General features: G+C 72.2%; 27 protein-coding genes and 4 tRNA genes. 24 read left to right on the plus strand and 7 right to left on the minus strand.

Going from position 1 to position 26,879, the window contains the following annotated elements; all coding sequences use genetic code 11:
- Positions 1-258 precede the first annotated feature (258 nt).
- Together ACFC02_RS12300 and ACFC02_RS12305 are read right to left on the minus strand one after the other, a co-directional pair.
- On the minus strand, positions 259-1,626 hold the full coding sequence (locus tag ACFC02_RS12300; protein WP_376355671.1) for a sensor histidine kinase: 1,368 nt from the start codon (positions 1,624-1,626) through the stop codon (positions 259-261).
- Positions 1,627-1,860: 234 nt separating this feature from the next.
- A complete protein-coding gene (locus ACFC02_RS12305; RefSeq protein WP_376355672.1) occupies positions 1,861-3,132 on the minus strand; it encodes a sensor histidine kinase in 1,272 nt (423 codons plus the stop codon).
- Positions 3,133-3,336: 204 nt separating this feature from the next.
- Between ACFC02_RS12305 and ACFC02_RS12310 the strand changes: the two genes are divergently transcribed.
- The 12 genes from ACFC02_RS12310 (at position 3,337) to ACFC02_RS12365 (ending at position 15,146) form a co-directional block, all read left to right on the plus strand.
- Complete coding sequence (locus ACFC02_RS12310) at positions 3,337-3,756, plus strand: NADH-quinone oxidoreductase subunit A (protein WP_360971913.1); 420 nt, start codon at positions 3,337-3,339, stop codon at positions 3,754-3,756.
- Positions 3,747-4,397, plus strand: coding sequence for an NADH-quinone oxidoreductase subunit B (locus ACFC02_RS12315; protein ID WP_376355674.1), 651 nt, complete (start codon positions 3,747-3,749; stop codon positions 4,395-4,397). The genes ACFC02_RS12310 and ACFC02_RS12315 overlap by 10 nt, the downstream gene beginning before the upstream one ends.
- On the plus strand, positions 4,394-5,923 hold the full coding sequence (locus ACFC02_RS12320; protein WP_376355676.1) for an NADH-quinone oxidoreductase subunit C: 1,530 nt from the start codon (positions 4,394-4,396) through the stop codon (positions 5,921-5,923). Before ACFC02_RS12315 ends, ACFC02_RS12320 begins: the two co-directional genes overlap by 4 nt.
- Positions 5,920-6,888 (plus strand): NADH-quinone oxidoreductase subunit H, encoded by a 969-nt coding sequence (locus ACFC02_RS12325; protein ID WP_376355678.1) that lies wholly within the window; start codon positions 5,920-5,922, stop codon positions 6,886-6,888. The genes ACFC02_RS12320 and ACFC02_RS12325 overlap by 4 nt, the downstream gene beginning before the upstream one ends.
- 110 nt (positions 6,889-6,998) lie before the next feature.
- Positions 6,999-7,610, plus strand: coding sequence for a 4Fe-4S binding protein (locus tag ACFC02_RS12330; RefSeq protein WP_376355680.1), 612 nt, complete (start codon positions 6,999-7,001; stop codon positions 7,608-7,610).
- Positions 7,607-8,209: an NADH-quinone oxidoreductase subunit J gene (locus ACFC02_RS12335; protein ID WP_376355682.1), complete on the plus strand. Its 603-nt coding sequence runs from the start codon at positions 7,607-7,609 to the stop codon at positions 8,207-8,209. The genes ACFC02_RS12330 and ACFC02_RS12335 overlap by 4 nt, the downstream gene beginning before the upstream one ends.
- Complete coding sequence (nuoK, locus tag ACFC02_RS12340) at positions 8,209-8,637, plus strand: NADH-quinone oxidoreductase subunit NuoK (protein WP_376355684.1); 429 nt, start codon at positions 8,209-8,211, stop codon at positions 8,635-8,637. Before ACFC02_RS12335 ends, nuoK begins: the two co-directional genes overlap by 1 nt.
- Positions 8,634-10,628 (plus strand): NADH-quinone oxidoreductase subunit L, encoded by a 1,995-nt coding sequence (locus ACFC02_RS12345; RefSeq protein WP_376355686.1) that lies wholly within the window; start codon positions 8,634-8,636, stop codon positions 10,626-10,628. The genes nuoK and ACFC02_RS12345 overlap by 4 nt, the downstream gene beginning before the upstream one ends.
- A gap of 6 nt (positions 10,629-10,634) precedes the next feature.
- A complete protein-coding gene (locus ACFC02_RS12350) occupies positions 10,635-12,209 on the plus strand; it encodes a NuoM family protein (RefSeq protein WP_376355688.1) in 1,575 nt (524 codons plus the stop codon).
- Complete coding sequence (locus tag ACFC02_RS12355) at positions 12,206-13,729, plus strand: NADH-quinone oxidoreductase subunit N (protein WP_376355690.1); 1,524 nt, start codon at positions 12,206-12,208, stop codon at positions 13,727-13,729. The genes ACFC02_RS12350 and ACFC02_RS12355 overlap by 4 nt, the downstream gene beginning before the upstream one ends.
- A 164-nt stretch (positions 13,730-13,893) precedes the next feature.
- A complete protein-coding gene (gene htpX, locus ACFC02_RS12360) occupies positions 13,894-14,757 on the plus strand; it encodes a zinc metalloprotease HtpX (protein WP_376355692.1) in 864 nt (287 codons plus the stop codon).
- On the plus strand, positions 14,754-15,146 hold the full coding sequence (locus ACFC02_RS12365; RefSeq protein WP_376355694.1) for a YccF domain-containing protein: 393 nt from the start codon (positions 14,754-14,756) through the stop codon (positions 15,144-15,146). Before htpX ends, ACFC02_RS12365 begins: the two co-directional genes overlap by 4 nt.
- A 168-nt stretch (positions 15,147-15,314) precedes the next feature.
- Here ACFC02_RS12365 and ACFC02_RS12370 read toward each other — a convergent pair whose 3' ends face one another.
- Positions 15,315-15,803, minus strand: coding sequence for a YajQ family cyclic di-GMP-binding protein (locus ACFC02_RS12370; protein WP_360971937.1), 489 nt, complete (start codon positions 15,801-15,803; stop codon positions 15,315-15,317).
- A gap of 237 nt (positions 15,804-16,040) precedes the next feature.
- Between ACFC02_RS12370 and ACFC02_RS12375 the strand changes: the two genes are divergently transcribed.
- Both ACFC02_RS12375 and ACFC02_RS12380 read left to right on the plus strand, forming a co-directional pair.
- Positions 16,041-16,122: transfer RNA gene (locus ACFC02_RS12375), tRNA-Tyr, on the plus strand.
- Between the two features lie 185 nt (positions 16,123-16,307).
- Positions 16,308-16,520 carry a hypothetical protein gene (locus ACFC02_RS12380; RefSeq protein WP_360971939.1) on the plus strand — a complete coding sequence of 71 codons (213 nt, stop codon included), beginning with the start codon at positions 16,308-16,310 and terminating at the stop codon, positions 16,518-16,520.
- A 7-nt stretch (positions 16,521-16,527) separates the two neighbouring features.
- Here ACFC02_RS12380 and ACFC02_RS12385 read toward each other — a convergent pair whose 3' ends face one another.
- Together ACFC02_RS12385 and ACFC02_RS12390 are read right to left on the minus strand one after the other, a co-directional pair.
- Entirely contained in the window at positions 16,528-17,184 is a 657-nt protein-coding gene (locus tag ACFC02_RS12385; protein ID WP_376355697.1) for an SDR family oxidoreductase, read from the minus strand.
- Positions 17,185-17,529: 345 nt separating this feature from the next.
- Entirely contained in the window at positions 17,530-18,909 is a 1,380-nt protein-coding gene (locus tag ACFC02_RS12390; protein WP_376355699.1) for an amidohydrolase family protein, read from the minus strand.
- A gap of 235 nt (positions 18,910-19,144) precedes the next feature.
- Here ACFC02_RS12390 and ACFC02_RS12395 point away from each other — a divergent pair.
- From ACFC02_RS12395 to ACFC02_RS12425, 7 genes are all read left to right on the plus strand, one after another.
- Positions 19,145-19,217 (plus strand) — tRNA-Thr (locus ACFC02_RS12395).
- A 46-nt stretch (positions 19,218-19,263) separates the two neighbouring features.
- Positions 19,264-19,336: transfer RNA gene (locus ACFC02_RS12400), tRNA-Met, on the plus strand.
- A gap of 90 nt (positions 19,337-19,426) precedes the next feature.
- A complete protein-coding gene (gene rpmG / locus ACFC02_RS12405; RefSeq protein WP_003948671.1) occupies positions 19,427-19,591 on the plus strand; it encodes a 50S ribosomal protein L33 in 165 nt (54 codons plus the stop codon).
- Positions 19,592-19,786: 195 nt separating this feature from the next.
- Positions 19,787-20,239 carry a MaoC family dehydratase N-terminal domain-containing protein gene (locus tag ACFC02_RS12410; protein ID WP_376355701.1) on the plus strand — a complete coding sequence of 151 codons (453 nt, stop codon included), beginning with the start codon at positions 19,787-19,789 and terminating at the stop codon, positions 20,237-20,239.
- A gap of 7 nt (positions 20,240-20,246) precedes the next feature.
- Positions 20,247-20,675: a MaoC family dehydratase gene (locus ACFC02_RS12415; RefSeq protein ID WP_376355703.1), complete on the plus strand. Its 429-nt coding sequence runs from the start codon at positions 20,247-20,249 to the stop codon at positions 20,673-20,675.
- Positions 20,676-20,727: 52 nt separating this feature from the next.
- A complete protein-coding gene (locus ACFC02_RS12420; RefSeq protein ID WP_376355705.1) occupies positions 20,728-21,783 on the plus strand; it encodes a UDP-N-acetylmuramate dehydrogenase in 1,056 nt (351 codons plus the stop codon).
- Positions 21,784-21,913: 130 nt separating this feature from the next.
- Positions 21,914-22,657 carry a DsbA family protein gene (locus tag ACFC02_RS12425; RefSeq protein WP_376355707.1) on the plus strand — a complete coding sequence of 248 codons (744 nt, stop codon included), beginning with the start codon at positions 21,914-21,916 and terminating at the stop codon, positions 22,655-22,657.
- A gap of 112 nt (positions 22,658-22,769) precedes the next feature.
- Here ACFC02_RS12425 and ACFC02_RS12430 read toward each other — a convergent pair whose 3' ends face one another.
- Together ACFC02_RS12430 and ACFC02_RS12435 are read right to left on the minus strand one after the other, a co-directional pair.
- Positions 22,770-23,801 (minus strand): adenosine deaminase, encoded by a 1,032-nt coding sequence (locus tag ACFC02_RS12430; protein WP_376355709.1) that lies wholly within the window; start codon positions 23,799-23,801, stop codon positions 22,770-22,772.
- A 129-nt stretch (positions 23,802-23,930) separates the two neighbouring features.
- Positions 23,931-25,157 carry a pyridoxal phosphate-dependent aminotransferase gene (locus ACFC02_RS12435; protein WP_376355711.1) on the minus strand — a complete coding sequence of 409 codons (1,227 nt, stop codon included), beginning with the start codon at positions 25,155-25,157 and terminating at the stop codon, positions 23,931-23,933.
- A 273-nt stretch (positions 25,158-25,430) separates the two neighbouring features.
- Here ACFC02_RS12435 and ACFC02_RS12440 point away from each other — a divergent pair.
- The 3 genes from ACFC02_RS12440 to nusG all read left to right on the plus strand — a co-directional run bounded on the left by ACFC02_RS12440 (position 25,431) and on the right by nusG (position 26,867).
- Positions 25,431-25,503 (plus strand) — tRNA-Trp (locus ACFC02_RS12440).
- 107 nt (positions 25,504-25,610) lie between these two features.
- On the plus strand, positions 25,611-25,898 hold the full coding sequence (gene secE / locus ACFC02_RS12445; RefSeq protein WP_360971957.1) for a preprotein translocase subunit SecE: 288 nt from the start codon (positions 25,611-25,613) through the stop codon (positions 25,896-25,898).
- Between the two features lie 81 nt (positions 25,899-25,979).
- Positions 25,980-26,867: a transcription termination/antitermination protein NusG gene (nusG, locus tag ACFC02_RS12450; RefSeq protein ID WP_376355714.1), complete on the plus strand. Its 888-nt coding sequence runs from the start codon at positions 25,980-25,982 to the stop codon at positions 26,865-26,867.
- Positions 26,868-26,879: the final 12 nt, after the last annotated feature.

Below are 26,879 nucleotides of genomic sequence, written 5' to 3' on the forward strand. Positions count from 1 at the left end.
CTGCCGCCCGTGGCCCTCGGGGGCCCGGACGGCAGGCCGCCGCCGCATGCTTCCGTGTGTGCTTGCGCTGTGCTTGAGCTGCGTGCTTCGGTGCGTTGCTCCGGTGCGTGGGCCCCGGTCCGCGCGTCGGCCGCGTGCCCCGGTCCGCGCGTCGGCCGCGTGCTTCCCGTGGGGCGTTCGCCGCGTGTCCGGTCGTGGGTCCGGTAGTGATTCCGTCCGTGGTTCCGGTCGTGGGTCCGGTCGCGCTGCCTTGCGCGCTCAGCGCCGCCAGGGCAGCTCCGCCGTCACCCGGGTGGGGCCGCCGGCCGGCGAGTCGACGACGAGGATCCCGTCCACCGCGTCCAGCCGTTCGGCCAGCCCGGCCAGGCCCGACCCCGCGGACACCTCGGCGCCGCCCACCCCGTCGTCCATGACCTGGAGCAGCAGCCGGTCGTCGGAGCGCCACACGTCGACCGAGGCGGACCGGGCCCGGCTGTGCTTGCTGATGTTCTGCAGCAGCTCGGACACCGTGAAGTACGCGATCCCCTCGATCGCCGCCGCCGGGCGCTCCGCCAGGTCCACCTCCACCCGCACCGGCACCGTGCAGCGCGAGGCGACCGACGACAGCGCCGCGTCCAGGCCCCGGTCGGTCAGGACGGCCGGGTGGATGCCGCGGGCCAGGTCGCGCAGCTCCTGGAGCGCCGTCTTCACCTCGCCGTGCGCCTCGTCCACCATCCGCGCCGCCGACCGCGGGTCCTCGGCCAGCTTCTCCTTCGCCAGCCCCAGATCCATCGCGAGCGCCACCAGGCGGGCCTGCGCCCCGTCGTGCAGGTCCCGTTCGATGCGCCGCAGGTCGGCCGCGGCCGTGTCGACCACGACACCCCGGTCGGACTCCAGCTCCACCACGCGCGCCGACAGCCGCGACGGGCCGAGCAGCCCGTACACGAGCACCCGGTCCACCATGGTCAGTGCCCGGACGATCCACGGTGTGGCCAGCGTGATCAGCAGCCCCACCAGGGCGGTCATCGTGATCTCGAACGGGTTGTCCAGGTAGATCCGGTGGTGCTCGTCGCCGTACAGCTGGATGCCGCCCTGACCGGCCCACATCGGCAAGACCCAGAACCACAGGGGGTACGTCAGCAGCGACCAGCCCAGCGGCCAGAACACGGTCGCCACCACGAAGGAGAACACCGCCCACGGGAAGTGCAGCAGGGCGTAGAGCAGCGCCCGCCAGGAGGCACCGCTCTTCAGTACGGCCCCGGTCCAGGCCAGCGGGCCGTGGCCCTTCATCCGCAGCGGCTCCGGCTCGCCCACCTCCAGGCCGAGCAGCCCGCGCGCCCGCACGCGCTCCAGCGCACCGAAGCCCCGGCAGCCCGCCAGCGCCCCCGCAAGCACCGGGATGCCGAGGAACGTCACCAGCAGGCCCGCGCCCAGCGACACCATCGTGACGGCGTACGTGAAGAGCAGGATGCTGATCGGCAGGCTCAGCAGCACGTACCCGAACTCCCGCCAGCTGCGCGCCTCGAACGGCGCCCGGAGTCCGGCGGGCAGCCGGTGCCGCCGCCCCTCGCCGTCACCGTCGTGGAACCCGGCCCCGCCGTAGGGCGCGTACTCCTGTCCGTACTGCGATCCGTACTCGGTGGCCATGGGCGTCGTCCCGTTCCCCTCGTGTGCTGCTGTTCGTCCGGGTGTTCGTGCTGCTTCCCGCGGTCGTCCCGCCGTGCCTCCAGAGTGCTGGACAGCGGGCGGGCCGGGCCATGGAGCGCGTCGGCGTCTCGGTGCGGGGGTTTTCCCTACCTCTCGGAGCTGCCGGACCTCACCTCTTGGAGCTGCCGGTCCTCAGCTCTTAGAGCTGCCGGAAGCTCTAAGAGATGCCGGGCCTCACCTCTTGGAGCTGCCGGATCTCCTGGACCTCTCGGCCCTCCCGGCGCGGGGGGCCGTGCCCGCGGCGGAGCCGGCCGTGCGGTCCCGCCAGGGGAGTTCCGCGGTGACCGTCGTCGGGCCGCCCTGCGGGGAGTCGACGACGAACAGGCCGTCCACGGCGCTCAGCCGCTCCGCCAGCCCCCGCATGCCCGTGCCGCCGTCCAGCGAGGCACCGCCGCGGCCGTCGTCGCGCACCTGGATCAGCAGCCGGTCGCCGGAACGCCACACGTCGACCGAGGCGGACCGCGCCCGGCTGTGCTTGCTGACGTTCTGCAGCAGCTCGGACACCGTGAAATAGGCGATGCCCTCGATGGCCTCCGCCGGACGCGACGGCAGATCGGCCGTCACCTTCACGGGCACCGTGCAGCGCGAGGCGACCGACGACAGCGCCGCGTCCAGGCCCCGGTCGGTCAGGACGGCCGGGTGGATGCCCCGGGCCAGGTCGCGCAGCTCCTGCAACGCGAGTTTCACCTCGCCGTGCGCCTCCGCCACCATCTCGGCAGCCGCGTCCGGGTCCTCCAGCAGCTTCTCCTTGGCCAGGCCCAGACCCATCGCCAGGTTGACCAGGCGGGCCTGCGCCCCGTCGTGCAGGTCCCGTTCGATGCGCCGCAGGTCGGCGGCGGCCGTGTCCACCACGACACCCCGGTCGGACTCCAGCTCCGCGATCCGCCGCTCCAGCTCGTCGGAGGGCGACAGCAGCCCGCGCACCAGCGCCCGGTCCACGTTGGTCAGGCCCCGCGCGATGAACGGCAGCACCGGCCACAGCACGAACAGCGAGGTCAGCGTGACGCCGAAGGTGAGCACTCCCCAGGGCAGCCGGATGAACTCGTACAGGGCCGTCCGCCAGCCCACCGGATCCTTCAGCATCAGCCAGCACCGGCCGAGCCACCCCTGCGTGCGGGCCAGTGGCAGCGGGCTCGGCTCGTCGACGCGCACCCCGAGCAGCGCCCGCGCCCGCTTCCGCTCCAGCCTGCCCAGCACGCGCGCCCCCATCAGGCCCGCCGCCAGCAGCGGAAGACCGACCACGGTGACGGTCAGCGCGGTGCCGGTGGCCAGCACGGACACGACGTACACGAAGCCGACCAGCGACACGGGCAGGTTCACCAGGAGATGCGTGATCTCCTTCCAGGTGGGCAGGTCGAAGGCGAAGCGGGCCGGCGGCAGCCGGTCGCGGTCCGGGTCCCCGGCGCCGGACGCGGCCGGACCGGCAGAGGAGGTAGGTGCGGTCATACGAGCTAGCGTGCCGTGCGGCGGCCGAAGGCGCCATGAGGTCGGCCGCCCTGGTGGGCGGGGGAAAACCCCACCCCGCGTCTCACGGTGCGACGGGCTGCTTACCCGCTCTTTATCAGGGCCTAGACTCCCGTTCGTACAGATCGTCGGACAGGCGGCACGGGCACGAGGCGGCCGACCAGGTCGGGGAGCGAGGGACGGACGGTGACGGAGACGTTGCGGGAGACGGCGCGGGGGCAGGCCGTCGTCGTCGCGGCGGACTACTTCCACTCCTACTCGGTCGTCGGACTGCTCGCCGTCGTGGGCGTGCTGTTCGTCGCCGTCGCCTTCGGCGCCGGCCGGCTGCTGCGCCCGGTGGTCCCCACGCCCGAGAAACTCCTGACCTACGAGTGCGGCGTCGACCCCGTCGGCGAGGGCTGGGCGCACACCCAGGTCCGCTACTACGTCTACGCCTTCCTGTACGTGATCTTCGCCGTCGACTCGATCTTCCTGTTCCCCTGGGCGACGGTCTTCGCCGCCCCCGGCTACGGCGCGGCGACGCTGGTGGAGATGTTCGTCTTCCTCGGCTTCCTGGCCGTCGGCCTGCTGTACGCCTACAAGAAGGGCGTCCTGGCATGGACGTGAACCCCGCGGTGCCCGAGCCCGTCGCGCTCCCGGAGCCCAAGCGGCTCGGCGCCCTGTCCCGCCTGGCCCCCGAGCCGATGAAGGTCGTCCTGAACTGGGGCCGCCGCTACTCGCTGTGGGTCTTCAACTTCGGCCTCGCCTGCTGCGCGATCGAGTTCATCGCCGCGTCGATGGCGCGGCACGACTTCATCCGCCTCGGCGTGATCCCGTTCGCGCCCGGACCGCGCCAGGCCGACCTGATGGTCGTCTCCGGCACGGTCACGGACAAGATGGCCCCGGCCGTCAAACGCCTGTACGAGCAGATGCCCGAGCCGAAGTACGTCATCTCCTTCGGGGCCTGCTCCAACTGCGGCGGCCCCTACTGGGACTCGTACTCCGTCACCAAGGGCGTCGACCAGATCATCCCCGTGGACGTCTACGTCCCCGGCTGCCCGCCGCGCCCCGAGGCGTTGCTCCAGGGCATCCTCAAGCTCCAGGAGAAGATCGCCCGGGAGTCGCTGGGGGAGCGGTACGGGAGCGGTACGGCCCGTCCGTCGGTGGCGGCCCTGCAGAGCGGGCTGGTGAAACCGCCGACGGCCGGGGACCGGTCCGCGGCGGGAGGCTCCGCGGCGCGGGACGCCGTCGAAGGGGACGGGCGATGAGCGGCGCCGGCTGGCTGCCCGCGCCCGCCGGGGAACTGTTCGGCCCCGAGGCCACGGCGGAGGAGTCCTACGAGGTCCTGACGGTCGACGTACCGCCGGGCTCCTGGATCCCCGCGCTGCTGACCGCCCGCGACGAACTGGGCTGCACCTACTTCGACTGGCTGAGCGCGGTCGACGAGCCGGGCACGGGCTTGCGGGTCGCGGCGCACGTCGTCGCGCTGAACCCGCTGCGGCGGCTGCTCGTGCGCACGACGGTCCCGCACGAGGCGCCGGTCCTGCCGACCGCCGTGGAGGTCTACGCGGGCGCCGCCTGGCACGAACGCGAGACGCACGAGATGTTCGGCATCGACTTCCGGGACCACCCGGCGCTCGACCACCTCCTGCTCCCGGACACCTTCGAAGGCCACCCCCTGCGCAAGGACTTCGTCCTGGCCGCCCGGGTGGCCAAGGCCTGGCCGGGGGCGAAGGAGCCGGGCGAATCGGAGCACGGCGGCCCCAAGCGGCGTCAGATGCTGCCGCCGGGCGTCCCCGACCCCAACGAGTGGGGCCCCCTGAAGGGCAGCCTCCCGGCCGCCCCGGCCCGCCCGGCCAGGGGCGCGGGCCGACCGACGGCCGACCGCCCGGCCCGCGCGGCCGGCGACCGTCCGGTACGGCGCACGCGCACGGCCGCGGGAGGCTCGGCGAGCCAGAGCGGCGACACGGCGGGTTCGCCGGGTACGGCGGGGGCGGTGAGCACACCGGGTTCGAAGGGCACGGCGGGCACACCGGGTACGGCGGGTTCGCCGGGTACGGCGAGGGCCGGAGCACCGGAAGCGGCGAGCACCCCGGCAGCTCCGGCAGCCCCGGCAGTTCCCAGGTCAGGGGCCGGGACGGCCGGGGGAGCGGCCGCCAGGCCGCCGCGCCGGATGCGGAGCGCGAGCCAGGGCTCCGCGAGTCAGACGGCACCCAGCGAGACCCCGGCCACTCCGAGCGCCTCGGAGACATCGGCGCCCTCGGACACCCCGAGCGCCTCGGCCACTCCGAGCGCATCGGAGACATCGGCGGCCTCGGACACCCCGAGCGCCCCGGAGGCACCGGCGGCCCCGGAGACACCGGTGGCCCCGGAGACACCGGTGGCCCCGGAGACACCGGCGGCCTCGGAGGCACCGGCCGCCCCTCGCCGTTCGCGCAGCGCGAGCGGCGGATCCGCCTCGCAACGGGCGGCGCAGTCGGCACCGCCCCGCACCTCCGGGGAGCCGAAGCAGCCCACGGTCCCGCGCAGCTCCGACGCGCCCTGGCACCACGCCCGCCCGGCCTTCCACGAGCCGGAGGCCTTCCCGGACGCCACCACGGTGCCCACGGCGCCCGTCGCGCCCGCGGAGCCGCGGCAGCCCACCGCCCCGGCGGAGCCCACAGAACCGGCAAAGCCCACGGAGGCCGCGGAGCCCACGGAGGCCGCGACGCCTGCGGAACCCCCGGAGCCGACAGGGCGCACAGAACCCACCGACCCGCCCGCCCCCGACGACCCGGAAGGAGACCCGCGGTGAACGGCGTGCTCGACGTCGCCCTGCGACTCCTGGTCGTCTTCGTGGTCTTCCTCGTCCTCCCGCTGATCGTCGGCCAGACCGAGCACAAGGTGATGGCCCACATGCAGGGCCGGCTCGGTCCCATGTACGCGGGCGGCTTCCACGGCTGGGCCCAGCTCGTCGCGGACGGCGTGAAGTTCGCGCAGAAGGAGGACGTCGTCCCGGCGGGCGCGGACCGCCGTATCTTCCAGCTCGCCCCCGCCGTCGCCCTCCTCCCGTACCTCCTGGTGCTGCTCGCCATCCCGATCGGCCCCGGCGAGGGCGCGGTCGGCCAGGTCCTGGACGCGGGCGTCTTCTTCGCGCTGGCCGTGATGGGCGTCGGCGTGCTCGGCTCGCTCATGGCCGGGTGGGCCTCCGCCAACAAGTTCTCCCTCCTCGGCGGCCTGCGCACCGCCGCCCAGCTCCTCGCCTACGAACTTCCGATGCTGCTCGCCGCCGCCTCCGTCGCGATGGCGGCCGGCACGGTCTCCCTGCCGGGCATCCTCGACGCCTTCCACTGGTGGTGGCTGCCCTGGCAGATCGTCGGCGCGGTCGTCTTCTTCGTGGCCGGACTCGCCGAACTGCAACGCCCGCCGTTCGACATGCCCGTCGCCGACTCGGAGATCATCTTCGGCGCGTACACCGAGTACACGGGGCTGCGGTTCGCCCTGTTCCTGCTCGCCGAGTACGCCGGGATCGTCGTCCTGTGCGGCCTGACCACCGTCCTCTTCCTGGGCGGCTGGCACGGCCCCTGGGGCGCCGACGGCCTCGGCTGGGTGTGGACCCTGCTGAAGGCGGCCGTCCTCGCCTTCGCCGTCATCTGGCTGCGCGTCACCTACCCCCGGCTGCGCGAGGACCAGCTCCAGAAACTCTCCTGGACGCTCCTCGTCCCCCTCTCCCTCGCCCAGATCGCCCTCACCGGCATCGTCAAGGTGGTGATCTCCTAGTGTCCCGCCCGTCGCCCGACCACCGCCCCTCAACGACGCCCTCCGGGCGGCCCCGTCCATCGATCCCCGGCTCCGGCCTCGCCAAGGGCCTGGCCGTCACCCTGCGCACGATGACGAGGAAGACCGTCACCGAGCAGTACCCGGACACCCAGCCCGACCTCCCGCCCCGCACCCGCGGTGTGATCGGCCTGTTCGAGGAGAACTGCACCGTCTGCATGCTCTGCGCCCGCGAGTGCCCGGACTGGTGTATCTACATCGACTCCCACAAGGAGACGGTGCCGGCGGCGGCCCCGGGCGGCCGCGAACGCAGCCGCAACGTCCTCGACCGCTTCGCCATCGACTTCTCCCTGTGCATGTACTGCGGCATCTGCATCGAGGTCTGTCCTTTCGACGCGTTGTTCTGGTCCCCGGAGTTCGAGTACGCCGAGACCGACATCCGCGACCTCACCCACGAACGCGACAAGCTCCGCGAGTGGATGTGGACCGTTCCGGCCCCGCCTGCCCTGGACCCCGGCGCGGAGGAGCCGAAGGAGGTCGCCGCCGCACGCAAGAGCGCCGACAAGCTGGCCGCCCAGCAGGAGGCCGAGGCCGCCCAGCAGGAGGCCGCGCGGGCCGAGTCAGCCGAGCCGCCCGCCCGGCCCTCCGATGCCCGGCCCTTCGAGCAGCCGCCCGCCGAGCCCCCCGTCCAGCCGTCCGCCGAGCCGCGGGAAGGAGAGTCGTGACCCCCGCCACCGCTCCCCAGGGTTTCCTCTCCCCGACCGGGGTCGAGGTCGCCTTCCTCCTCGTCGGCCTCGCCACCTTCGGCGCCGCACTCGTCACCGTCACCACCCGGCAACTCGTGCACGCCGCCCTGTGGCTGGTGGTGACCCTCGGCGGCCTCGCCGTCGAGTACCTCCTGCTCACCGCCGAGTTCATCGCCTGGGTGCAGGTCCTCATCTACGTCGGTTCCGTCGTGGTCCTCCTGCTGTTCGGGCTGATGCTCACCAAGGCCCCCATCGGCCGCTCCCCGGACGCCGACTCCGGCAACCGCCCGGCGGCCCTCGCCGTGGCCGTCGCCGCCGCGGCCGCCCTGGTCTGGGTGGTCGTCGACGCCTTCCGCACCACCTGGATCGACCTGGACGGCGCCGCCGCCGGTACGACGAAGGCCACCGGCCAGAGCCTCTTCCAGAACTGGGTCCTGCCCTTCGAGGCCCTCTCCGTGCTGCTCCTGGCCGCCCTGGTCGGCGCGATCGTCCTCTCCCGCAGGGCGAAGGCGCACGCGACCGCCTCCCTGCCCCCGCGGGCGCGGGACGAACGGGCCGCGAAGGAGGGCACCCGCTGATGCACCTCGTCTACCCGGCCGTACTCTCCGCCCTTCTCTTCTGCACCGGCCTCTACGGCGTCCTCGCCCGCCGCAACGCGATCCTGGTCCTGATGTCGGTCGAGCTGATGCTCAACGCCGTCAACCTCGACCTGGTCGCCTTCGACGTCTGGCTCAGCAAGGCCGCCGCCGAGACCCTGCACTCCGGGCAGGCACTCACCCTGTTCACCATCGCCATCGCCGCCGCCGAGATCGGCATCGGCCTGGCGATCGTCCTCGCCGTGTACCGCAACCGCGGCAGCTCGGACATCGACCGGCTCCGCGACTCCGCCGAGGGCCCCGACGACGGCACCGACGGCGACGGCACAGGCGACGGCACCGACGACGACGGCACCGACGGCGACGCCGCGACCGCGCCGGCCGCCGGGAAGACCGAGGCCACCGCGTGACCACGACCACCCTCGCCGTCCTCGTCCCCCTCCTCCCGTTCCTGGCCGCCGTGGCCGGACTGCTACTCGGGCGCACCGCCCCAGGCTTCGTCCGCCCGCTCGCGGTCCTGCCGACCCTCGCCTCCCTCGTCCTCGCGGCGCTGGTCGCGGCCGACCAAGGCGGCGGCCGGGCCGTCGACGCCGCCACCGAACTGACGCCCACCGGCTCGGTCCCCGTAGAACTCGCCCTGCACATCGACGGCTACGCCGCGCTCGTCGCCGTCCTGGTCGCCACCGTCGCCACCTGCGTGCAGATCTACTCCACGGGCTACCTGCGCGACGACCCGCGCTACCCCTCTTACGCCGCGCTCGTCTCCCTGTTCACCTCCGCGATGCTGCTCGTCGTCTACTCCGGCGACCTGATCGTGCTGCTGGTCGGCTGGGAGGTCATGGGTATCTGCTCCTACTTCCTGGTCGGCCACTACTGGGAGACGCCCGAGGCACGCGCCGCCTCCCTCAAGGCCTTCCTGGTGACGAAGCTGGGTGACGTCCCCTTCCTCATCGGACTGTTCGCGCTCGCCGGTGACACCGGCTCCTTCCGGATCACCCGCATCCTCGACGCCGTCACCAGCGGCGGCCTGCACCACCCGACCCTGATCGCCCTGCTGCTCCTGGCGGGCGTGGCGGGCAAGTCGGCGCAGTTCCCGCTGCACACCTGGCTCCCCGACGCGATGGCCGGCCCGACACCCGTCTCCGCGCTGATCCACGCCGCGACGATGGTCGCCGCCGGTGTCTACTTCGTCGCCCGTCTCCTCCCCGTCTTCCAGGCCTCCACGGCCGCGATGACCGTGCTCGCCGTCATGGCCGCCGTCACCATGGCCGGTTCGGCGCTCGCCGCGCTCGCCCAGGACGACATCAAACGCGTCCTCGCCTACTCGACGATCGGCCAGCTCGGCTACATGACCGGCGCCCTCGCCGTCGGCGCCCCCGGAGCCGCCGTCTTCCACCTCCTGTCCCACGGCGCCTTCAAGGCGCTGCTGTTCCTCGCCGCCGGCGCGGTCATCCACGCCGCCGGCACCAACTCGCTGGCCGCCATGTCCCGCATGGGCGACCTGCGCGACCGCGTCCCGGACGCCTTCTGGACGATGACCGTGGCGCTCCTCGCGCTCGCCGCGATCCCGCCCTTCAGCGGCTTCTTCTCCAAGGAGTCCGTCCTCGCCGCCGCCGAGCACGTCGCCACCGGCCACACCGACCACGCGCCCGGCGCGGCCGGCTGGATCGTCCTCGTCGCCGGCCTCCTCACCGCCCTGCTGACCGGCGCTTACGCCATGCGGCTGTGGCTGCTGGCCTTCCGCGGACGCGGCGCCGGGGCCCCCGGCCACGGCAGGCAGCCCCTGGCCATGAACGCCGTGCTCTGGGTGCTCGCCGTGCCCTCCCTCGCCTTCGGCGGCCTCGCCTTCCGCGTGCTGCCCGACTGGTTCGCCGACGCCTCCCTGGCCCCGACCCTGACCACCTCCGTCCTCGGCACCGGCCTGGCACTGGTCGGAGTCGTCGTCGTATACGGCGCGTGGCGGCACACCACCGCCCTCCTCGCCCGCACCCCGCTCGGTGCCGTAGCTGCCCACCCCGAGGCCGACGCCGGACTCGTCGAGGCGGAGGCCATCGCCACCCACCGGCCCGCGTACGGCGACATCGCCTACGCCGCCGACCCGGCCGACCCCGCCCGGCTGCTCCTCGGCCCGCTGCACCGCCACGCGGCCACCGGCTTCCACCTGGACGCCGTGTACCGGACCCTGTTCGTCCGCCCGGTGGCGGCCGGGGCGAGCCTCGTCCGGTTCCTCGACCGCGAGGTCGTCGAGACCTACGTACGCGGTGCCGGGGCCGCACCGCGGCTGCTCGGGGCCGTCGTACGACGTGCCCAGACCGGCAATGTGCAGACCTATGTGAGCGCGCTGCTCGCCGGCACCGTCGTCCTGGCGGTCGCCGTCGTCCTCGTCGCCACGGGAGCGTGAGCAGGCGTGATCGGTATCAGCGAGTCCGTGATGCAGTTTCTTCTGGCGTTCGTCGTCGCCGGCCCGCTCCTGGGAGCGCTCGCCGCCCTCCTGCCCGCCCCGCCGGGGCTGAAGGGGAAGTCACCCGAGCAGGCCGTGCTCCGGCACGGCGTGACCGTCACCGGCGTCGTCCTGGCCGCCGCGATCGTCCTCGCGCTCGGCTTCGACCACGCCCACCCGTCGAAGATGCAGGCCACGACCGACATCAGCTGGATCCCCGCACTCCACGTGCGCATCCACCTCGGCATCGACGGCATCTCCCTCCCCCTGCTGGTCCTGACCGCGCTGCTGACCTTCCTCTGCGCGCTCCACAGCTACTTCAAGCCGCCCGCGGGCCCGGCCCCCAAGGCCTTCGTCGCGCTGCTGCTCCTGCTCGAGTCCGGCACGCTCGCGACCTTCGCCGTGCTCGACCTCGTGCTCTTCTTCCTCGCCTTCGAGACGGTGCTCGTCCCGATGTACTTCCTCATCGCCCGCTGGGGCGGCGAGGGCCGCCGGGCCGCCGCCTGGCGGTTCATCCTCTACACCCTCCTCGGTTCCGTCGTCATGCTGCTCGGCCTGCTCCTGATCGGGATCAAGGCGGGCACGTTCGACATGGTGGCACTCGCCACTGACAACGGCCGGTCACTGACCGCGTCCGTGCAGGTCATCGCCGTATTGGCGATCGGGCTCGGACTCGCGGTCAAGACCCCGATGTGGCCGCTGCACAGCTGGCTCCCGGACGCCCACACCGCCGCCCCGACCGCGGGCTCGGTCCTGCTGGCGGGCGTCCTGCTGAAGATGGGTACGTACGGGTTCGTCCGGATCCTGCTGCCGGTCGCACCGCACGGCTTCCACACCTTCGCGCCCTACCTCGCCGCGTTCGCCGTCGCCGGGATCATCTACGGGTCCCTGGCCTGCCTGGCCCTGGCCAAGCAGGGCGCGAAGGGCGACCTGAAACGCCTCATCGCCTACTCCTCCGTCGGCCACATGGGCTTCGTCCTGCTCGGCATCGCCACGATGACCCCGACCGGCGTGAACGGCGCGCTGTTCGCCAACATCGCCCACGGGCTCATCACCGGCCTGCTGTTCTTCCTGGTCGGCGGCATCAAGGACCGCACCGGCACCACCGACCTCGACACCCTCGCCGAGAGCGCCGGAGCCGCCCTCTACGGCAGGGCACCGCGCCTGGGCGGACTGATCGCCTTCGGCGCGGTCGCCTCGCTCGGCCTGCCGGGCCTGGCCGGGTTCTGGGGCGAGATGCTCGCCCTGTTCGGCTCCTTCGACCCCGCCGCCGGACTGAGCCGCCCCGCCTTCCTCACCTTCATGGCGATCGGCGCGTTCGGCACCCTGCTGACGGCCGCGTACATGCTCGTCGTGGTGCGCCGCGTGTGCATGGGGGCCCTGCCACAGGAGACCCCGAAGCTCGCCGACGTACACGGGTTCGAGTTCGCGGCCTGGACGCCGCTCGTCGCCCTCACCGTCCTCGCCGGGCTCTGGCCGAAAGCCCTGCTCGGCCTCACCGACCCGGCCGTGCAGCAGCTCCTCGCAGGAGGCACCCGATGAGCGCCCTGGTCCAGCCGCTGGCCGCCTCCGCCGTCCAGTCCGTCGACTGGCTCGCCATCGCGCCCCCCACCCTCACCGCGGTGACCGCCCTCGTCGTGCTCGTCGCAGACCTCTTCGTGCCCGCCGCGCGCAAACCCGTCCTCGGCTGGGTGTCGGTCACGGGCCTCGCCGCCTCCGCGCTGCTCCTGCTGCCCCTCCTGGACGGCGACCGCAGCACCTTCTGCCGGCCGGGAGGCGCCGGTGTCTGCAGCTACACCGCCGACCACTTCGCACTCGTCATCCAGTTCCTCGTGCTGGGCGGAGCGCTGCTCGCGGCACTGCTGTCCGTCACCGCGCTCGAGGACGCGCGCGGAGGGCTCCCCGAAGGGGAGTACTGGTTCCTGCTGCTGTCCTCCGCCGCCGGAGCCGCCCTCCTGCCCGCCTCCCGCGACCTGGCCACCCTGATCGTCGCCCTGGAGGTCGCCTCCCTGCCCGCCTTCGCGCTCGTCGGCCTCAGGCACGGCGACCGGAAGTCCTCCGACGCGGCCCTGAAGTTCTTCCTGTCGTCGGTCACCGCCACCGCCGTCAGCCTCCTCGGCGTCAGCTTCGTCTACGCCACCACCGGCACCCTCTACCTCACCCAGGTGGCCGACCGCCTCCCGCACGTCGACGCGCAGTTCCACACCCTCGCCCAGACCGGCGTCGTCCTCACCCTGATCGGCTTCGCCTTCAAACTGGCCGCCGCCCCGTTCCACTTCTGGGTCCCCGACACCTACGTGGGCGCCCCGCTGCCGATCGCCGCCTACCTGTCCGTCGTCGGCAAGGCCGTCGGCTTCACCGGCCTGATCCTCGCCGCCGTCGTCGCGTTCCCCTCCTACGCCGACGTCTGGGGCCCGGCCCTCGCCGTGCTGGCCGCGCTCACCATGACCGTCGGCAACGTCGGCGCCCTGCGCCAGCAGGCCACGCGCGCGTACGGCGCGGTACGCCTGCTCGCCTGGTCCTCCGTCGGCCAGGCGGGCTACCTCCTGGTGCCGATCGCCGCGGCCGGTCACGCCAAGGACGCGCAGAAGGCGATCGGGTCCACCGTCGCGTACGCCCTCATGTACGCCGCCGTGAACCTCGGCGCGTTCGCCGTGGCCGCGCTCGTGGGCCGCACCCGGACCCGCAACCGCCTCACCGACTATCGCGGCCTGTACGCCACCAACCCGGTGACTGCCCTGCTCCTGGCCTTCTTCCTGCTGTGCCTCGCCGGGCTGCCGCCGGGGATCATCGGACTCTTCGCGAAGGTCACGGTCTTCGCCGCGGCCGTCGACGCCGGACTCGGCTGGCTCGCCGTCGTCATGGCCGTCAACGTCGTCATCGCCCTGTACTACTACCTCCAGTGGGCGGCCCTGCTGTTCCGCGCCCCCGAAGGCGCGACCGCACGCCACCGCGCCCCGGCGCCCCTCACCGCCGCGATCACCCTGACCGGCCTCATCGGCATCGCCCTGTCCGGGGCGCCCCAGCTGGTGCTGCGGTTCGCGAGCGGCGGTCTGTTCTGAGTCACCCGGACGGCCCGCCCCTGTCCGCACGCGCCGGGGAACCCAGGGCGTTCGCCTGGCGTTGACCAGTACGGAAGGGTCCACTGGATGTGACACCACGACACCGGTGGACCGAACAGAAGCAAGCGAAGGGTTCCCCTGCCGCACCACTTGGAGGGCGTACCGTGCACCGCCGGCACAACGGGCTCAGGACCGCAGTACTCCTCGGGGGACTGTCCGCACTCATCATCGTCATCGGCAGTTTCTTCGGCCGCACCGGCCTCGTCGTCGCGGTCCTCATCGCCATCGGCACCAACGCGTACGCGTACTGGAACAGCGACAAGATGGCCCTGCGCGCCATGCGTGCGCGCCCGGTCAGCGAGTTCGAGGCCCCGGCCCTGTACCGCATGGTCCGCGACCTCTCCACCCAGGCCCGGCAGCCGATGCCCCGCCTGTACATCTCCCCGACGGAGGCGCCCAACGCCTTCGCGACCGGCCGCAACCCGCGCAACGCCGCCGTGTGCTGCACGGAAGGCATCCTGCGCATCCTGGACGAGCGTGAACTGCGCGGGGTCATCGGCCACGAGCTGAGCCACGTCTACAACCGCGACATCCTGATCTCCTCCGTCGCCGGAGCCCTCGCCTCCGTGATCATGTTCCTGGTCAACTTCGCCTGGCTGATCCCGGTCGGCCGCTCCGACGACGACGAGGGCCCCGGCATCTTCGGCATGCTCCTGATCATGATCCTCGGCCCGCTCGCGGCCAGCCTCATCCAGCTCGCCATCAGCCGCTCCCGCGAGTACGAGGCCGACGCGTCCGGCGCCCGCCTCACCGGCGACCCGCTCGCCCTCGCCGGCGCCCTGCGCAAGCTGGAGGCGGGCACCCAGCAGCTCCCGCTGCCCCCGGAGCCCCGGCTCGAGACCGCGAGCCACATGATGATCGCGAACCCCTTCCGTCCGGGCCAGGGACTGTCGAAGATGTTCTCGACACACCCGCCCATGGCGGAGCGCATCGCCCGACTCGAGCAGATGGCAGGTCGCCAACAGTGAAGACAATCCTGAACGTCATCTGGCTGGTCCTGAGCGGCTTCTGGCTGTTCCTCGGGTATCTCTTCGCCGGCGTGCTCCTGTGCATCACCGTGATCGGCATCCCGTTCGGCATAGCGGCGTTCCGCATCGGCGTCTACGCCCTGTGGCCCTTCGGGTACACCACGGTCGAGCGCCGCGACGCGGGCGCCCCGTCCTGCATCGGCAACGTGCTGTGGCTCGTCCTGGCCGGCTGGTGGCTGGCGCTCGCCCACATCGTGACGGGCGTCATGCTCTGCGTCACGATCATCGGCGTCCCGTTCGGCATCGCCAACTTCAAGCTCATCCCGGTCTCGCTGCTCCCGCTGGGCCGCGAGATCGTCCGCACGGACGAGCCCTTCGCGACACGCTGAGACGACGAGCGTCACGGCCTGCGGACCCGGGCGGCCGGCGCAAACCGCAACGAGCGGACGCGGCGTCCTTCCCTGTGACACGGCGAACAGGCGTACGACACGAGCGAAGGGCGGGCGCCGCTCCCGGTGCCCACCCTCGCTTCCGCTCCGTCGGCTCGTCCGCCGGGCCTACCGGTAGTTGACGAACTGCAGTGCGAAGTCGAAGTCCTGGCCCTTGAGCAGCGCGATCACGGCCTGCAGGTCGTCCCGGCTCTTGGAGCTGACCCGCAGCTCATCGCCCTGGACCTGGGCCTTGACGCCCTTGGGGCCCTCGTCACGGATGAGCTTGGCCACCTTCTTCGCGTTCTCCTGGGAGATGCCCTCCTCGATGGACGCGAAGAGCTTGTACTCCTTGCCGGACAGCTGCGGCTCGCCCGCGTCCAGGGCCTTCAGCGAGATGCCGCGCTTGATCAGCTTGGACTGGAAGACGTCGAGGACCGCCTTCACCCGCTCCTCGGAGTCGGCCTCCATGAGGATCTTCTCTCCGGACCACGAGATCGAAGCGCCCACGCCCTTGAAGTCGTAGCGCTGCGAGATCTCCTTGGCGGCCTGGTTGAGGGCGTTGTCGACCTCCTGCCGCTCGACCTTCGAGACGATGTCGAAACTGGAGTCGGCCATGTCCTGTGGCTCCTTGTATCGGGGTGTGTCGGAGTGCGTTTCGCTGCGTGCCGGCGGGTGTGGGGGACACCGCCGGGCCCGGCCGTGGGGTCCGGGTCCGCATCCGCCCCAGCCTAGTCACCTCCCGCCCCCGCGACGCCGATCAATCGGGTGGCGAAGCACCCCTGTGCATCGGGTATTGTTTACGTCGTTGCCGGAGAGCACCGCCGAAAGGCAGTTCGAACCGCAGCAAACCCCGGCGGTGTGCCCGAGCGGCCAAAGGGAGCAGACTGTAAATCTGCCGGCTCAGCCTTCCCAGGTTCGAATCCTGGCGCCGCCACACTGGGGAAGACCCCCTCCGACTTGCCTTCACGGCAGGTGGGAGGGGGTCTCTTCGTTGGAGGCCCGTGGCGCGGGGCGCGCTCCCGTACTGCCTCCGGGTGACGTGACTCACCCTGCCCGCCGCGGGGGCGTCCGCCTCTCGGCTGACCGGTCGCTGTCGGTGCCCCGGTGCACACTGGGCCCATGTCCTCGCGCCGTAGAGCCTGCCCCGTGTGCCGTCGTGAGATCGCTGTCGTCGCCGGGCGCATCGCGCGGCACGACCCGCCCGGAGCACGTGACACCGGGGAGCTGACGTCCTGTCCCGGCTCGCGCCGCCCCGTGCAACTCGGGGCGGCACAACCGTCCTTGGACGGGTACACCGTCCCCGAGTTCCCCGGCCAGCTCAGTCTGTTCTGAGCGGCACTCAGTTGCCCGCGACCGACTTCACCGCGACCGACACCGGTGTCGACCCGCCGACCAGTTCCAGGGTCAGTCCGGCCGTGGCCGGCGTGTCGACCAGCTCGGCCAGGACGGTGGCGACGTCGTCGCGTGACACCGACCCCCGACCGGTGTGCGCCTCCAGCCGAACCTGGCCCGTGCCGGGCTCGTCCGTCAGCGAACCGGGGCGCAGGATCGTCCAGTCGAGGCCGTCCTGGGCGCGGACGTGGTCGTCGGCCTCGCCCTTGGCACGCAGGTAGACGTCGAAGACCTCGTCACCCTCGTGGCGCGCGTCCGCACCCATCGAGGACACGACCACATGACGCCGTACGCCTGCCCGCACCGCCGCGTCGGCGAACAGTACCGCCGCACCCTTGTCCACCGTGTCCTTGCGGGCCGCGCCGCTGCCCGGACCCGCGCCCGCCGCGAACACCGCGGCGTCCGCTCCCCTCAACCGCTCCGCAACCTCCTCGGCCGAGGCCGACTCCAGGTCCAGCACGACGGGTTCGGCGCCGGCTGCCCGCAGGTCGTCGGCCTGCTCGGCGCGGCGGACGATACCCGCCACCTCGTCCCCGCGCGCGGCGAGAATCCGCTCCAGCCGCAGCGCGATCTGACCATGACCACCAGCGATGACAATGCGCATGTCTCCGACCGTACGCCCGGACGGCCGCATCCGCCGCACGACTTCGGCCCCGCCGGCCCCGCGCGGCGCACGGATGCCCCCGCCCCGGCACGCTCGCGGCCTCCGTCCCGGCCCCCCGCGACCCCCGCCCCGGTGCGTGCGTGACACCTCCTCCGGCGCACGAAGGAACCCCACCTCAGTACGTGCATGAACCCCACCCCAGCGCACCACCTCAGCGCGCAGATGAACCCCACCCCAGCGCGCGCATGGCTACGTCTCGGCGCGCACGTCACCCCTCGGCCCGGCTGCGAAGGCGCCTCCCACGCACGCCCGCGGCCCCCTCCCGGCCCCCGGGGCCCCCGCCCCTCACGACAGCTCCCCCCGCCCCTGCCGCGGCAGCCCCAGCTCCACCGACGCCGCCGAGTCGCAGAACTCCCGTACCGCGCTGGTACGCGCCACCACGCGCCCCCGGTGCACCACGATGCGGCTGTACGCCAGCGACAGCGCCCCCGCGAGCCGGTCGCCGCGCACCGCGAGGAGTTCCGCCGGGAAACCGGCCTCCACCCGTACCTCGGGCAGGCCGAGCACCGCGCGGGCCGAGGCGCTCACCATCTCGTAGGCCTCCTCGGGGCGCAGTCCGTACCGGGAGGCCAGCAGATAGGCCGCCTCCAGCGGGTCCCCGCGGCCGACCGGGTTCGACACGTCCCGCAGGGCACCGCTGCCCGCGGCCACCCGCACCCCGGCCGCCCGCAGCAGCCGTACCGGAGCCGTCCCGGGGCCCTCGGCGCCCGCGCAGCCACCCTGCGGCAGGCACACCACCGTCACGCCCGCCGCGGCCAGTTGGTCCGCGGTGCGGGCCGCCGCCTCGGCGGGCAGCCGGGCCAGGCCGCCGCAGGGACTCAGCGTCACCCCGGGGCGCAGCCCGCCCGCCATCACCGCGATCCGGGCGAGGCGGGCCGGGTCGGTGCCGTCGGTGTGCAGGTCGACGGGGCAGCCGTGCTCGGAGGCCACCTCCAGGACGGCCTCCACGTACCCGGTCGGATCGGGGTCCACGTCCGGACAGCCGCCGACGACGCACGCGCCCATCTTCACCGCGTCCCGCAGCACCGCCAGGCCGTCCGCGCCGGCCATGCCCGTCAGCACGCGCGGCACCGCCACCGTCGTCAGCTCGGCGAGCCCGCGCAGCGCCCGCCGGGCCCGCAGCACCGCCGTCAGGGCGCCCAGGCCCTGCACGTCGCCCACGCGCACGTGCGCGCGCAGGGCCGTCGCCCCGTGCCCGAGCTGGAGCAGCGCCGCCTCGGTGGCCCGGCGCTGGACGTCCTCGGGGTCGTAGGAGACCGGTCCGTCGGCGTCGGCGGTCAGAGCCGTGTCCGCGTGGGCGTGGGGCTCGGCCGGGGCCGGCAGGAGCAGGTACCCGCTGAGGTCGACCCGCGCCCCGCCCTCCCCGGCCCTGCCTTCTCGTACCCGGCCGTCCCGCGTTCCGCCGCCGCGCCGGCCGTCCGCGTCGTCTTCCCCTTCCCGCGCCCCACCTGCACGGGCGGGCCCGGCGGGGTGGGACGGGCCGGCGGCCGGGCCGAGGCTGCCGGCCGTGCCCACCGCCTCGATGCGTCCGCCGGACAGCCGTACGTCCACGGTCCGGCCGTCGGTGAGCCGCGCCCCGCACAGCAACAGGGTGTCCGGGTCCGGCTGTCCGGAGGGTCCCGGCGAGGAGGACGAATGGGGCGGCTGCGGCTGACCGGGGGGCATCGCACTCCAGGTACGACAGGTGAACGGGGGACAGGGGACGCGCGGTGCGGGCACGGGTGCGCGCAAGATCACGCAGAGTGCGTCGAGCCTAGGGTGACGGCCCGCCGGGAAGCGGGAGGAGCGCAATAGTCGTACCGGTGTGGCCGCACCGCCGAGAGGTCGCGGGGCGCGGCGGCGGCGCCCGCGGAACGGATTTGGGCGAACGGCGGCGGACCGTGTAATGTCTTCATCGCTCGCCCCAATAGCTCAGTCGGCAGAGCGTCTCCATGGTAAGGAGAAGGTCAACGGTTCGATTCCGTTTTGGGGCTCTGGTGTGAGAGGTTCCCGTCGCGAGACGGGAGCTGATCTCATCAAAGCGGTGTAGCTCAGTCGGTAGAGCAAGCGGCTCATAATCGCTGTGTCACCGGTTCAAGTCCGGTCACCGCTACTGACAGTAGCCGATTGCGGGGTCGGTCCTTCGATCGGCTACTCTTTCTTGCGTTGAATTAGTCCATCCGTTCGTCTTAGGAGCACTCACGTGGCTGCCACCGACGTCCGCCCGAAGATCACGCTGGCCTGCGTGGAGTGCAAGGAGCGGAACTACATCACCAAGAAGAACCGGCGTAACAACCCGGATCGTCTTGAGATGAAGAAGCACTGCCCGCGTTGCAACGCGCACACCGCGCACCGCGAAACGCGATAAATCAGGCTCATACGTGAGGCCGCCCCCGCACCATGGGGGCGGCCTCACGTTGTTTCACCGGCTTGCCCCGGTTCACCAGTTTTCCCTGTTCCACCGGTTTTCCCTGTTCCACCGGCTCCCGCTGTTCCGCCGGCTCCCCTTGTCTCACCGGTTCCATCCGCACGACCGCAGCTGACACCAGGAGGTACCGAGCCCATGGCGCTCGACCCGTCCTTCGTGGGCCGTTCCTATCCGCCCACCGCCCCCTACGAGGTGGGCCGGGAGAAGATCCGTGAGTTCGCTCGGGCGGTGGGCGACGCCAACCCGGCGTACACGGACCCGGAGGCCGCCCGGGCGCTCGGCCACCCCGACGTGATCGCCCCCCCGACCTTCGTGTTCGTGATCACCTACCAGGCCGCCGGCGAGGTCGTCCAGGACCCGCGGCTCGGCCTCGACTACACCCGCGTGGTGCACGGCGACCAGAAGTTCGCCTACACGCGGCCCGTGCGCGCCGGCGACCGCCTGACCGTCACCTCGACCATCGAGGCGGTCAAGACCATGGCCGGAAGCGACATCCTGGACATCCGCGGCGAGGTGCACGACGCGACGGGCGAGCACGTGGTGACCGCCTGGATGAAGCTGGTGGCCCGTGCGGCCGAGGAGGCGTGAGGAACCGATGACGGCGAAGATCTCCTACGACGACGTCGAGACCGGCACCGAACTGCCGGGCCGCGCCTTCCCCGTGACCCGCACCACCCTGGTCCAGTACGCGGGTGCCTCCGGGGACTTCAACCCGATCCACTGGAACGAGAAGTTCGCCAAGGAGGTCGGACTGCCGGACGTCATCGCGCACGGCATGTTCACCATGGCCGAAGCGGTCCGCGTCGTCACCGACTGGGTCGGCGACCCCGGTGCCGTCGTGTCGTACGGCGTCCGCTTCACCAAGCCCGTCGTCGTCCCGAACGACGACAAGGGCGCCCTGATCGAGGTCGTCGGCAAGGTCGGCGCCAAACTCGACGACCGCACCGTGCGGATCGACCTGACCGCGACGTGCGGCGGCCAGAAGGTCCTCGGCAGGTCCCAGGCGGTCGTACGACTGGCCTGACGCCCGCGGTCGCGGGGCGGCGCTGTCGGTGGGGCCCCGTAGTCTTGGGCGCGTGCAGGAACTCCACGACGCGCCCCTCGCCCCGCTGACCACCTTCCGGCTGGGCGGTCCCGCGACCCGGCTGATCACCGCGACCACCGACGCGGGGGTGATCGACGCCGTCCGCGAGGCCGACGCCGCCGGCACACCGCTGCTGGTCATCGGCGGCGGCTCCAACCTGGTCATCGGTGACAAGGGCTTCGACGGCACCGCCCTGCACATCGCCACGCGCGGCTTCGACCTCGCCGGCACGACGCTGGAGCTGGCCGCCGGCGAGGTGTGGAGCGACGCCGTCGCCCGCACCGTCGAGGCCGGACTCGCGGGCATCGAGTGCCTCTCCGGCATCCCGGGCTCCGCGGGCGCCACCCCCATCCAGAACGTCGGGGCGTACGGCCAGGAGGTCTCCGCCACCATCACCGAGGTCGTCGCCTACGACCGCACGGCCGGTGAGACGGTGACCCTGACCAACGACGAGTGCGCCTTCTCCTACCGGCACAGCCGCTTCAAGAACCACCCCGGCCGGTACGTCGTCCTGCGGGTCCGCTTCGCACTGGAGGACGCGGGCGGGCTGTCGGCGCCCCTCAGGTACGCGGAGACGGCCCGCGCCCTGGGCGTGTCCGCCGGTGACCGCGTACCGCTGGCCACCGCCCGCGACACCGTGCTCAAGCTGCGCGCCGGGAAGGGCATGGTGCTGGACCCCGAGGACCACGACACCTGGTCGGCCGGGTCCTTCTTCACCAACCCGATCCTCACGGACGCCGAGTTCGACGCGTTCCGCGCGCGGGTGCGGGAGCGGCTGGGCGACGGCGCCGAACCGCCCGCCTACCCGGCGGGGGAGGGCCGCACCAAGACCTCCGCGGCCTGGCTGATCGACAAGTCCGGCTTCACCAAGGGCTACGGCACCGGTCCGGCCCGCATCTCCGGCAAGCACACGCTCGCCCTCACCAACCGCGGCGGCGCGACCACGGAGGACCTGCTGGCCCTGGCCCGCGAGGTGGTGGACGGAGTCCGCGAGGCCTTCGGCATCACGCTGGTGAACGAGCCGGTGACGGTGGGCGTGAGCCTCTAGCAGCACGGGCCCGGCAGCCGCACCGGCTCAGCCGGCCCCTCCCACCCCCTGCTGCACGGTTGCGATGGCCAAGGCCCGCACAGAGATCGCATAGGGTCGGTTCCCGTCCGACAGGGAGAGGGGAAGAACCATGCGGGGCGTACGAGGCCTGCGAGGCAGCCGGGGCATCGCGATCGCGGTCACGGCCGTACTGGTGGGCGCGCTCGCCACGGGGTGCGACAAGGGGGCCGACGACGCCGAGGGCGCCGGCGGGAACGGCGGCGACGGGAAGCCCGGCGCCGCGGCCACCGGGACGGCGGCGGTCACCGAGTCGCTCGCGCCCGACGGCACCACCGTCCGCATCGGGTCCCCGCAGGCGAAGACCGTCGTCCACGTCTACGAGGACATGCGCTGCCCCGTCTGCAAGAAGTTCGAGACCGAGGGCGGCGGCGAGGCCCTGCGCGACATGGTCCGCTCCGGCGAGGTCCGGGCGGAGTACACCCTCGCCTCCTTCCTCGACGGCCGGGGCGGCCAGGGCTCCAAGAAGGCCGCGAACGCCCTGCGGGCCGCCCTGGACGCGGGGAGGTTCGCCGAGTTCCACGACCTCCTCTTCGCCCACCAGCCCGAGGAGAGCGTCGACGGCTACACCGACGCGTTCCTGCTGGACATGGCCTCCCGCGTGAAGGGCCTGCGCGGCCAGAAGTTCGACGCGGCGGTCAAGGGGATGACCTACCGCGGCTTCGTGACCGCCTCCGAGCGTGCCTTCGACACCTCCGGGGCGACCGGCACGCCCACCGTCAAGGTCAACGGCAAGACGGTCCCCCAGTCGATGAGCGGCGCACTCTTCGACAAGTCATCGCTGCCCATGGTGATCGGCGCCCTGTCGCAGTCCTGACTCGCAGTCCCGACTCGCAGTCCCGACTCGCAATCCCGACTCGTCGTCCTGACCCGTCTCCCGCCGCTCTTCCCCACCGCGCCCACCGCGCCCACCGCGCCCGCAGCCCGCCTCAGGTGGCCAGCCAGTCGTCCACCCCCGACAGCAGCTTGGCCCGGACGTCCTCCGGAGCGGCCGAGCCGCGAATGGACTGGCGGGCCAGTTCGGCCAGTTCGGCGTCGGTGAAGGCGTGGTGGCGGCGGGCGATGTCGTACTGGGCGGCCAGGCGGGACCCGAAGAGCAGCGGGTCGTCGGCGCCGAGGGCCATCGGGACACCGGCGTCGTACAGCGTCCGCAGCGGGACGTCGCCCGCCTTCTCGTACACCCCGAGCGCCACGTTGGAGGCCGGGCAGACCTCGCAGGTCACCCCCCGCTCGGCGAGGCGCCGCAGCAGCCGCGGGTCGTCGGCCGCCCGCACCCCGTGGCCCACCCGGTGGGCGTGCAGGTCGTCCAGGCAGTCACGGACGGAGGACGGGCCCGCCAGCTCGCCGCCGTGCGGGGCCGCGAACAGGCCGCCCTCCCGCGCGATCGCGAACGCCCGGTCGAAGTCCCGCGCCATGCCCCGGCGCTCGTCGTTGGACAGGCCGAAGCCGACCACGCCCCGGTCGCGGTAGCGCACGGCCAGCCGGGCCAGTGTGCGGGCGTCCAGGGGGTGCTTCATGCGGTTGGCCGCCACCAGGACCCGCATCCCCAGGCCCGTCTCGCGCGAGGCCGCGTCCACCGCGTCCAGGATGATCTCCAGCGCCGGGATCAGTCCGCCCAGCCGCGGGGCGTACGAGGTCGGGTCGACCTGGATCTCCAGCCAGCCCGAGCCGTCCCTGACGTCCTCCTCGGCGGCCTCGCGCACCAGCCGCTGGATGTCCTCGGGCTCACGCAGGCAGGAACGCGCCGCGTCGTACAGCCGCTGGAAGCGGAACCAGCCCCGCTCGTCCGTCGCCCGCAGCCTCGGCGGCTCCCCGCTGAACAGGGCGTCCGTCAGCGCGTCGGGCAGCCGTACGCCGTACTTGTCGGCCAGTTCCAGCAGGGTGGCCGGCCGCATCGAGCCGGTGAAGTGCAGGTGCAGATGGGCCTTCGGCAGCTGAGAGACATCACGTACACGCTCCATTGGACGATCCTGCCGCACCCGTCCCGGGAACCGGAAGCCGTTTCCCCGTTCGTGGGCTTGCTCGCACAGACGAACGGGACGGCCGGCCCCGGAGAACCGGAGCCGGCCGTCCCGTCGCGGAAGCGGACGTCAGTCCCGCGCCTCCGCCAGCAGCTTCTGCATCCGGCTCACGCCCTCCACCAGGTCCTCGTCACCGAGGGCGTAGGACAGCCGCAGGTAGCCGGGGGTGCCGAAGGCCTCGCCGGGTACGACCGCGACCTCGGCCTCCTCCAGGATGAGCGCGGCCAGCTCGACGGAGTTCTGCGAGCGCCTGCCGCGGATCTCCTTGCCGAGCAGCGCCTTCACCGAGGGGTAGGCGTAGAACGCGCCCTCCGGCTCCGGGCAGAGCACGCCGTCGATCTCGTTGAGCATCCGCACGATGGTCCTGCGGCGCCGGTCGAAGGCCTCGCGCATCGTCGCCACGGCCTCCAGGCCGCCGGAGACCGCGGCGAGGGCGGCCACCTGCGCGACGTTCGACACGTTGGACGTGGCGTGCGACTGGAGGTTCGTCGCGGCCTTGACCACGTCCTTGGGGCCGATGACCCAGCCCACGCGCCAGCCGGTCATGGCGTACGTCTTCGCCACACCGTTGACGACGACGCACTTGTCGCGCAGCTCGGGCAGGAGCGCCGGCAGGGAGACGGAGACGGCGTCGCCGTAGACCAGGTGCTCGTAGATCTCGTCGGTGAGCACCCACAGGCCGTGCTCCACTGCCCAGCGGCCGATCGCCTCGGTCTCGGCCTCGGAGTACACCGCGCCGGTCGGGTTGGACGGCGAGACGAAGAGGACGACCTTGGTCTTCTCGGTGCGGGCGGCCTCCAGCTGCTCGACCGTGACGCGGTAGCCGGTGGTCTCGTCGGCGACGACCTCGACGGGGACACCGCCGGCCAGCCGGATCGACTCCGGGTACGTCGTCCAGTACGGCGCCGGCACGATGACCTCGTCGCCCGGGTCGAGGATCGCGGCGAAGGCCTCGTAGATGGCCTGCTTGCCGCCGTTGGTGACCAGGATCTGCGAGACGTCCGGCTCCCAGCCGGAGTCGCGCAGCGTCTTCGCGGCGATCGCGGCCTTCAGCTCGGGCAGACCGCCGGCCGGCGTGTACCGGTGGTACTTCGGGTTCTTGCAGGCCTCGACGGCGGCCTCGACGATGTAGTCCGGGGTCGGGAAGTCGGGCTCACCGGCGCCGAAGCCGATCACCGGACGCCCGGCGGCCTTGAGGGCCTTGGCCTTGGCGTCCACGGCGAGGGTGGCGGACTCGGAGATCGCGCCGATACGCGCGGAGACCCGGCGCTCGGTCGGAGGGGTTGCAGCGCTCATACCGCCCATCGTTCCAGACCCCGCAGAAGGCGGGCACACGGGTTTCACGGAGTGAGCAGGGACGGCGCACCCGCTGGACATCCGTACGGATCCGGTCCCCGGCCAGGTGATCTTCCGGCGGGATTCGCTCCGACGGGCGCCCAGGAGCACTTTCCGTTCGACGACCGGCGCCGGAGCACGTACACTCTCACCTCGTTGGCCTTCAGCAAGCCGCCGCCGCACCTGGTGCACACCGGGCCTACGGGCGGATGCGGTACGTTGGGGGACACACAAAGGGTCGTAGCTCAATTGGTAGAGCACTGGTCTCCAAAACCAGCGGTTGGGGGTTCAAGTCCCTCCGGCCCTGCTACACACACCTTCGCCAGGATGTGTGCGCATGTACGTACAGCAATGCACCGCCGTGCGGCTCGACCGGGCGCGGCACGGCCACGACCCGGAATCAGGTGAGGACGCATGACGGACGCCGTGGGCTCCATCGACACGCCTGATGCCCAGGACGAGGTGGCGGAGTCCCAGAAGAAGCCGCGCAAGGGCGGCAAGCGTGCCAAGAAGGGCCCGCTGAAGCGCCTTGCCCTCTTCTACCGGCAGATCGTCGCCGAGCTCCGCAAGGTCGTCTGGCCCTCACGCAACCAGCTGACGACGTACACCACCGTGGTGATTGTCTTCGTGGCCGTGATGATCGGCCTGGTGACCGTGATTGACTATGGGCTCAACCACGCGGCCAAGTACGTCTTCGGCTGAGCCAAGAGCGAAGGGCGCCGTGGTTACCGGCGCCCCTTTTCGCATGTTCCACCCCTATGTATCCAGGAAGAAGCAGCCACCGTGTCTGACCCGAACCTGAACGACGCCATCGAGCCGACCGAGTCCGTGGATGACGAGCTCGACATCGTCGAGGGTGCGGACGAGGCGGACGAGGCCGAGGCTGCCGACGCCGCCGCGGGCGAGCCGGCCGAGGAGGCCGCCGTCCACGTCGAGGACGAGGACGGCGAGGCCGCCGAAGACTCCGAGGAGTCGGAGGAGTCCGAGGACGAGGCCGCCGAGGGTGAGGACGTCGAGGCAGCCGGGACCGAGCCCGTCGAGGAAGAGCCCGACGTCGACCCGGTCACCAAGCTGCGCGAAGAACTGCGCACGCTCCCCGGCGAGTGGTACGTGATCCACACCTACGCGGGCTACGAGAAGCGCGTGAAGGCCAACCTGGAGCAGCGCGCCGTCTCGCTGAACGTCGAGGACTTCATCTACCAGGCCGAGGTCCCCGAGGAAGAGATCGTCCAGATCAAGAACGGCGAGCGCAAGACCGTCCGGCAGAACAAGCTGCCCGGTTACGTGCTCGTCCGCATGGACCTGACGAACGAGTCCTGGGGCGTCGTCCGCAACACCCCGGGCGTCACCGGCTTCGTCGGCAACGCCTACGACCCCTACCCGCTGTCCCTGGACGAGATCGTGAAGATGCTCGCCCCGGAGGCCGAGGAGAAGGCCGCCCGCGAGGCCGCCGAGGCCGAGGGCAAGCCGGCCCCGCAGCGCAAGGTCGAGGTCCAGGTGCTGGACTTCGAGGTCGGCGACTCGGTCACCGTCACCGACGGCCCCTTCGCGACGCTCCAGGCGACGATCAACGAGATCAACCCGGACTCGAAGAAGGTCAAGGGTCTGGTCGAGATCTTCGGTCGCGAGACCCCGGTCGAGCTGAGCTTCGACCAGATCCAGAAGAACTAGTTCTTTCTGGGC

The organism is Streptomyces sp. NPDC056160 (assembly GCF_042268205.1).
Taxonomy (GTDB): Bacteria; Actinomycetota; Actinomycetes; order Streptomycetales; family Streptomycetaceae; genus Streptomyces.

What these genes read in the sequence shown, in the direction of transcription:
- ACFC02_RS12300 (WP_376355671.1), bottom strand. Translation starts at nt 1,626, where the DNA reads ATGGCCACCGAGTACGGATCGCAGTACGGACAGGAGTACGCGCCCTAC.
- ACFC02_RS12305 (WP_376355672.1), bottom strand. Translation starts at nt 3,132, where the DNA reads ATGACCGCACCTACCTCCTCTGCCGGTCCGGCCGCGTCCGGCGCCGGG.
- ACFC02_RS12315 (WP_376355674.1), top strand. Translation starts at nt 3,747, where the DNA reads ATGGACGTGAACCCCGCGGTGCCCGAGCCCGTCGCGCTCCCGGAGCCC.
- ACFC02_RS12320 (WP_376355676.1), top strand. Translation starts at nt 4,394, where the DNA reads ATGAGCGGCGCCGGCTGGCTGCCCGCGCCCGCCGGGGAACTGTTCGGC.
- ACFC02_RS12330 (WP_376355680.1), top strand. Translation starts at nt 6,999, where the DNA reads ATGACGAGGAAGACCGTCACCGAGCAGTACCCGGACACCCAGCCCGAC.
- nuoK (WP_376355684.1), top strand. Translation starts at nt 8,209, where the DNA reads ATGCACCTCGTCTACCCGGCCGTACTCTCCGCCCTTCTCTTCTGCACC.
- ACFC02_RS12355 (WP_376355690.1), top strand. Translation starts at nt 12,206, where the DNA reads ATGAGCGCCCTGGTCCAGCCGCTGGCCGCCTCCGCCGTCCAGTCCGTC.
- ACFC02_RS12370 (WP_360971937.1), bottom strand. Translation starts at nt 15,803, where the DNA reads ATGGCCGACTCCAGTTTCGACATCGTCTCGAAGGTCGAGCGGCAGGAG.
- ACFC02_RS12380 (WP_360971939.1), top strand. Translation starts at nt 16,308, where the DNA reads ATGTCCTCGCGCCGTAGAGCCTGCCCCGTGTGCCGTCGTGAGATCGCT.
- ACFC02_RS12385 (WP_376355697.1), bottom strand. Translation starts at nt 17,184, where the DNA reads ATGCGCATTGTCATCGCTGGTGGTCATGGTCAGATCGCGCTGCGGCTG.
- ACFC02_RS12390 (WP_376355699.1), bottom strand. Translation starts at nt 18,909, where the DNA reads ATGCCCCCCGGTCAGCCGCAGCCGCCCCATTCGTCCTCCTCGCCGGGA.
- ACFC02_RS12410 (WP_376355701.1), top strand. Translation starts at nt 19,787, where the DNA reads ATGGCGCTCGACCCGTCCTTCGTGGGCCGTTCCTATCCGCCCACCGCC.
- ACFC02_RS12415 (WP_376355703.1), top strand. Translation starts at nt 20,247, where the DNA reads ATGACGGCGAAGATCTCCTACGACGACGTCGAGACCGGCACCGAACTG.
- ACFC02_RS12425 (WP_376355707.1), top strand. Translation starts at nt 21,914, where the DNA reads ATGCGGGGCGTACGAGGCCTGCGAGGCAGCCGGGGCATCGCGATCGCG.
- ACFC02_RS12430 (WP_376355709.1), bottom strand. Translation starts at nt 23,801, where the DNA reads ATGGAGCGTGTACGTGATGTCTCTCAGCTGCCGAAGGCCCATCTGCAC.
- ACFC02_RS12435 (WP_376355711.1), bottom strand. Translation starts at nt 25,157, where the DNA reads ATGAGCGCTGCAACCCCTCCGACCGAGCGCCGGGTCTCCGCGCGTATC.
- secE (WP_360971957.1), top strand. Translation starts at nt 25,611, where the DNA reads ATGACGGACGCCGTGGGCTCCATCGACACGCCTGATGCCCAGGACGAG.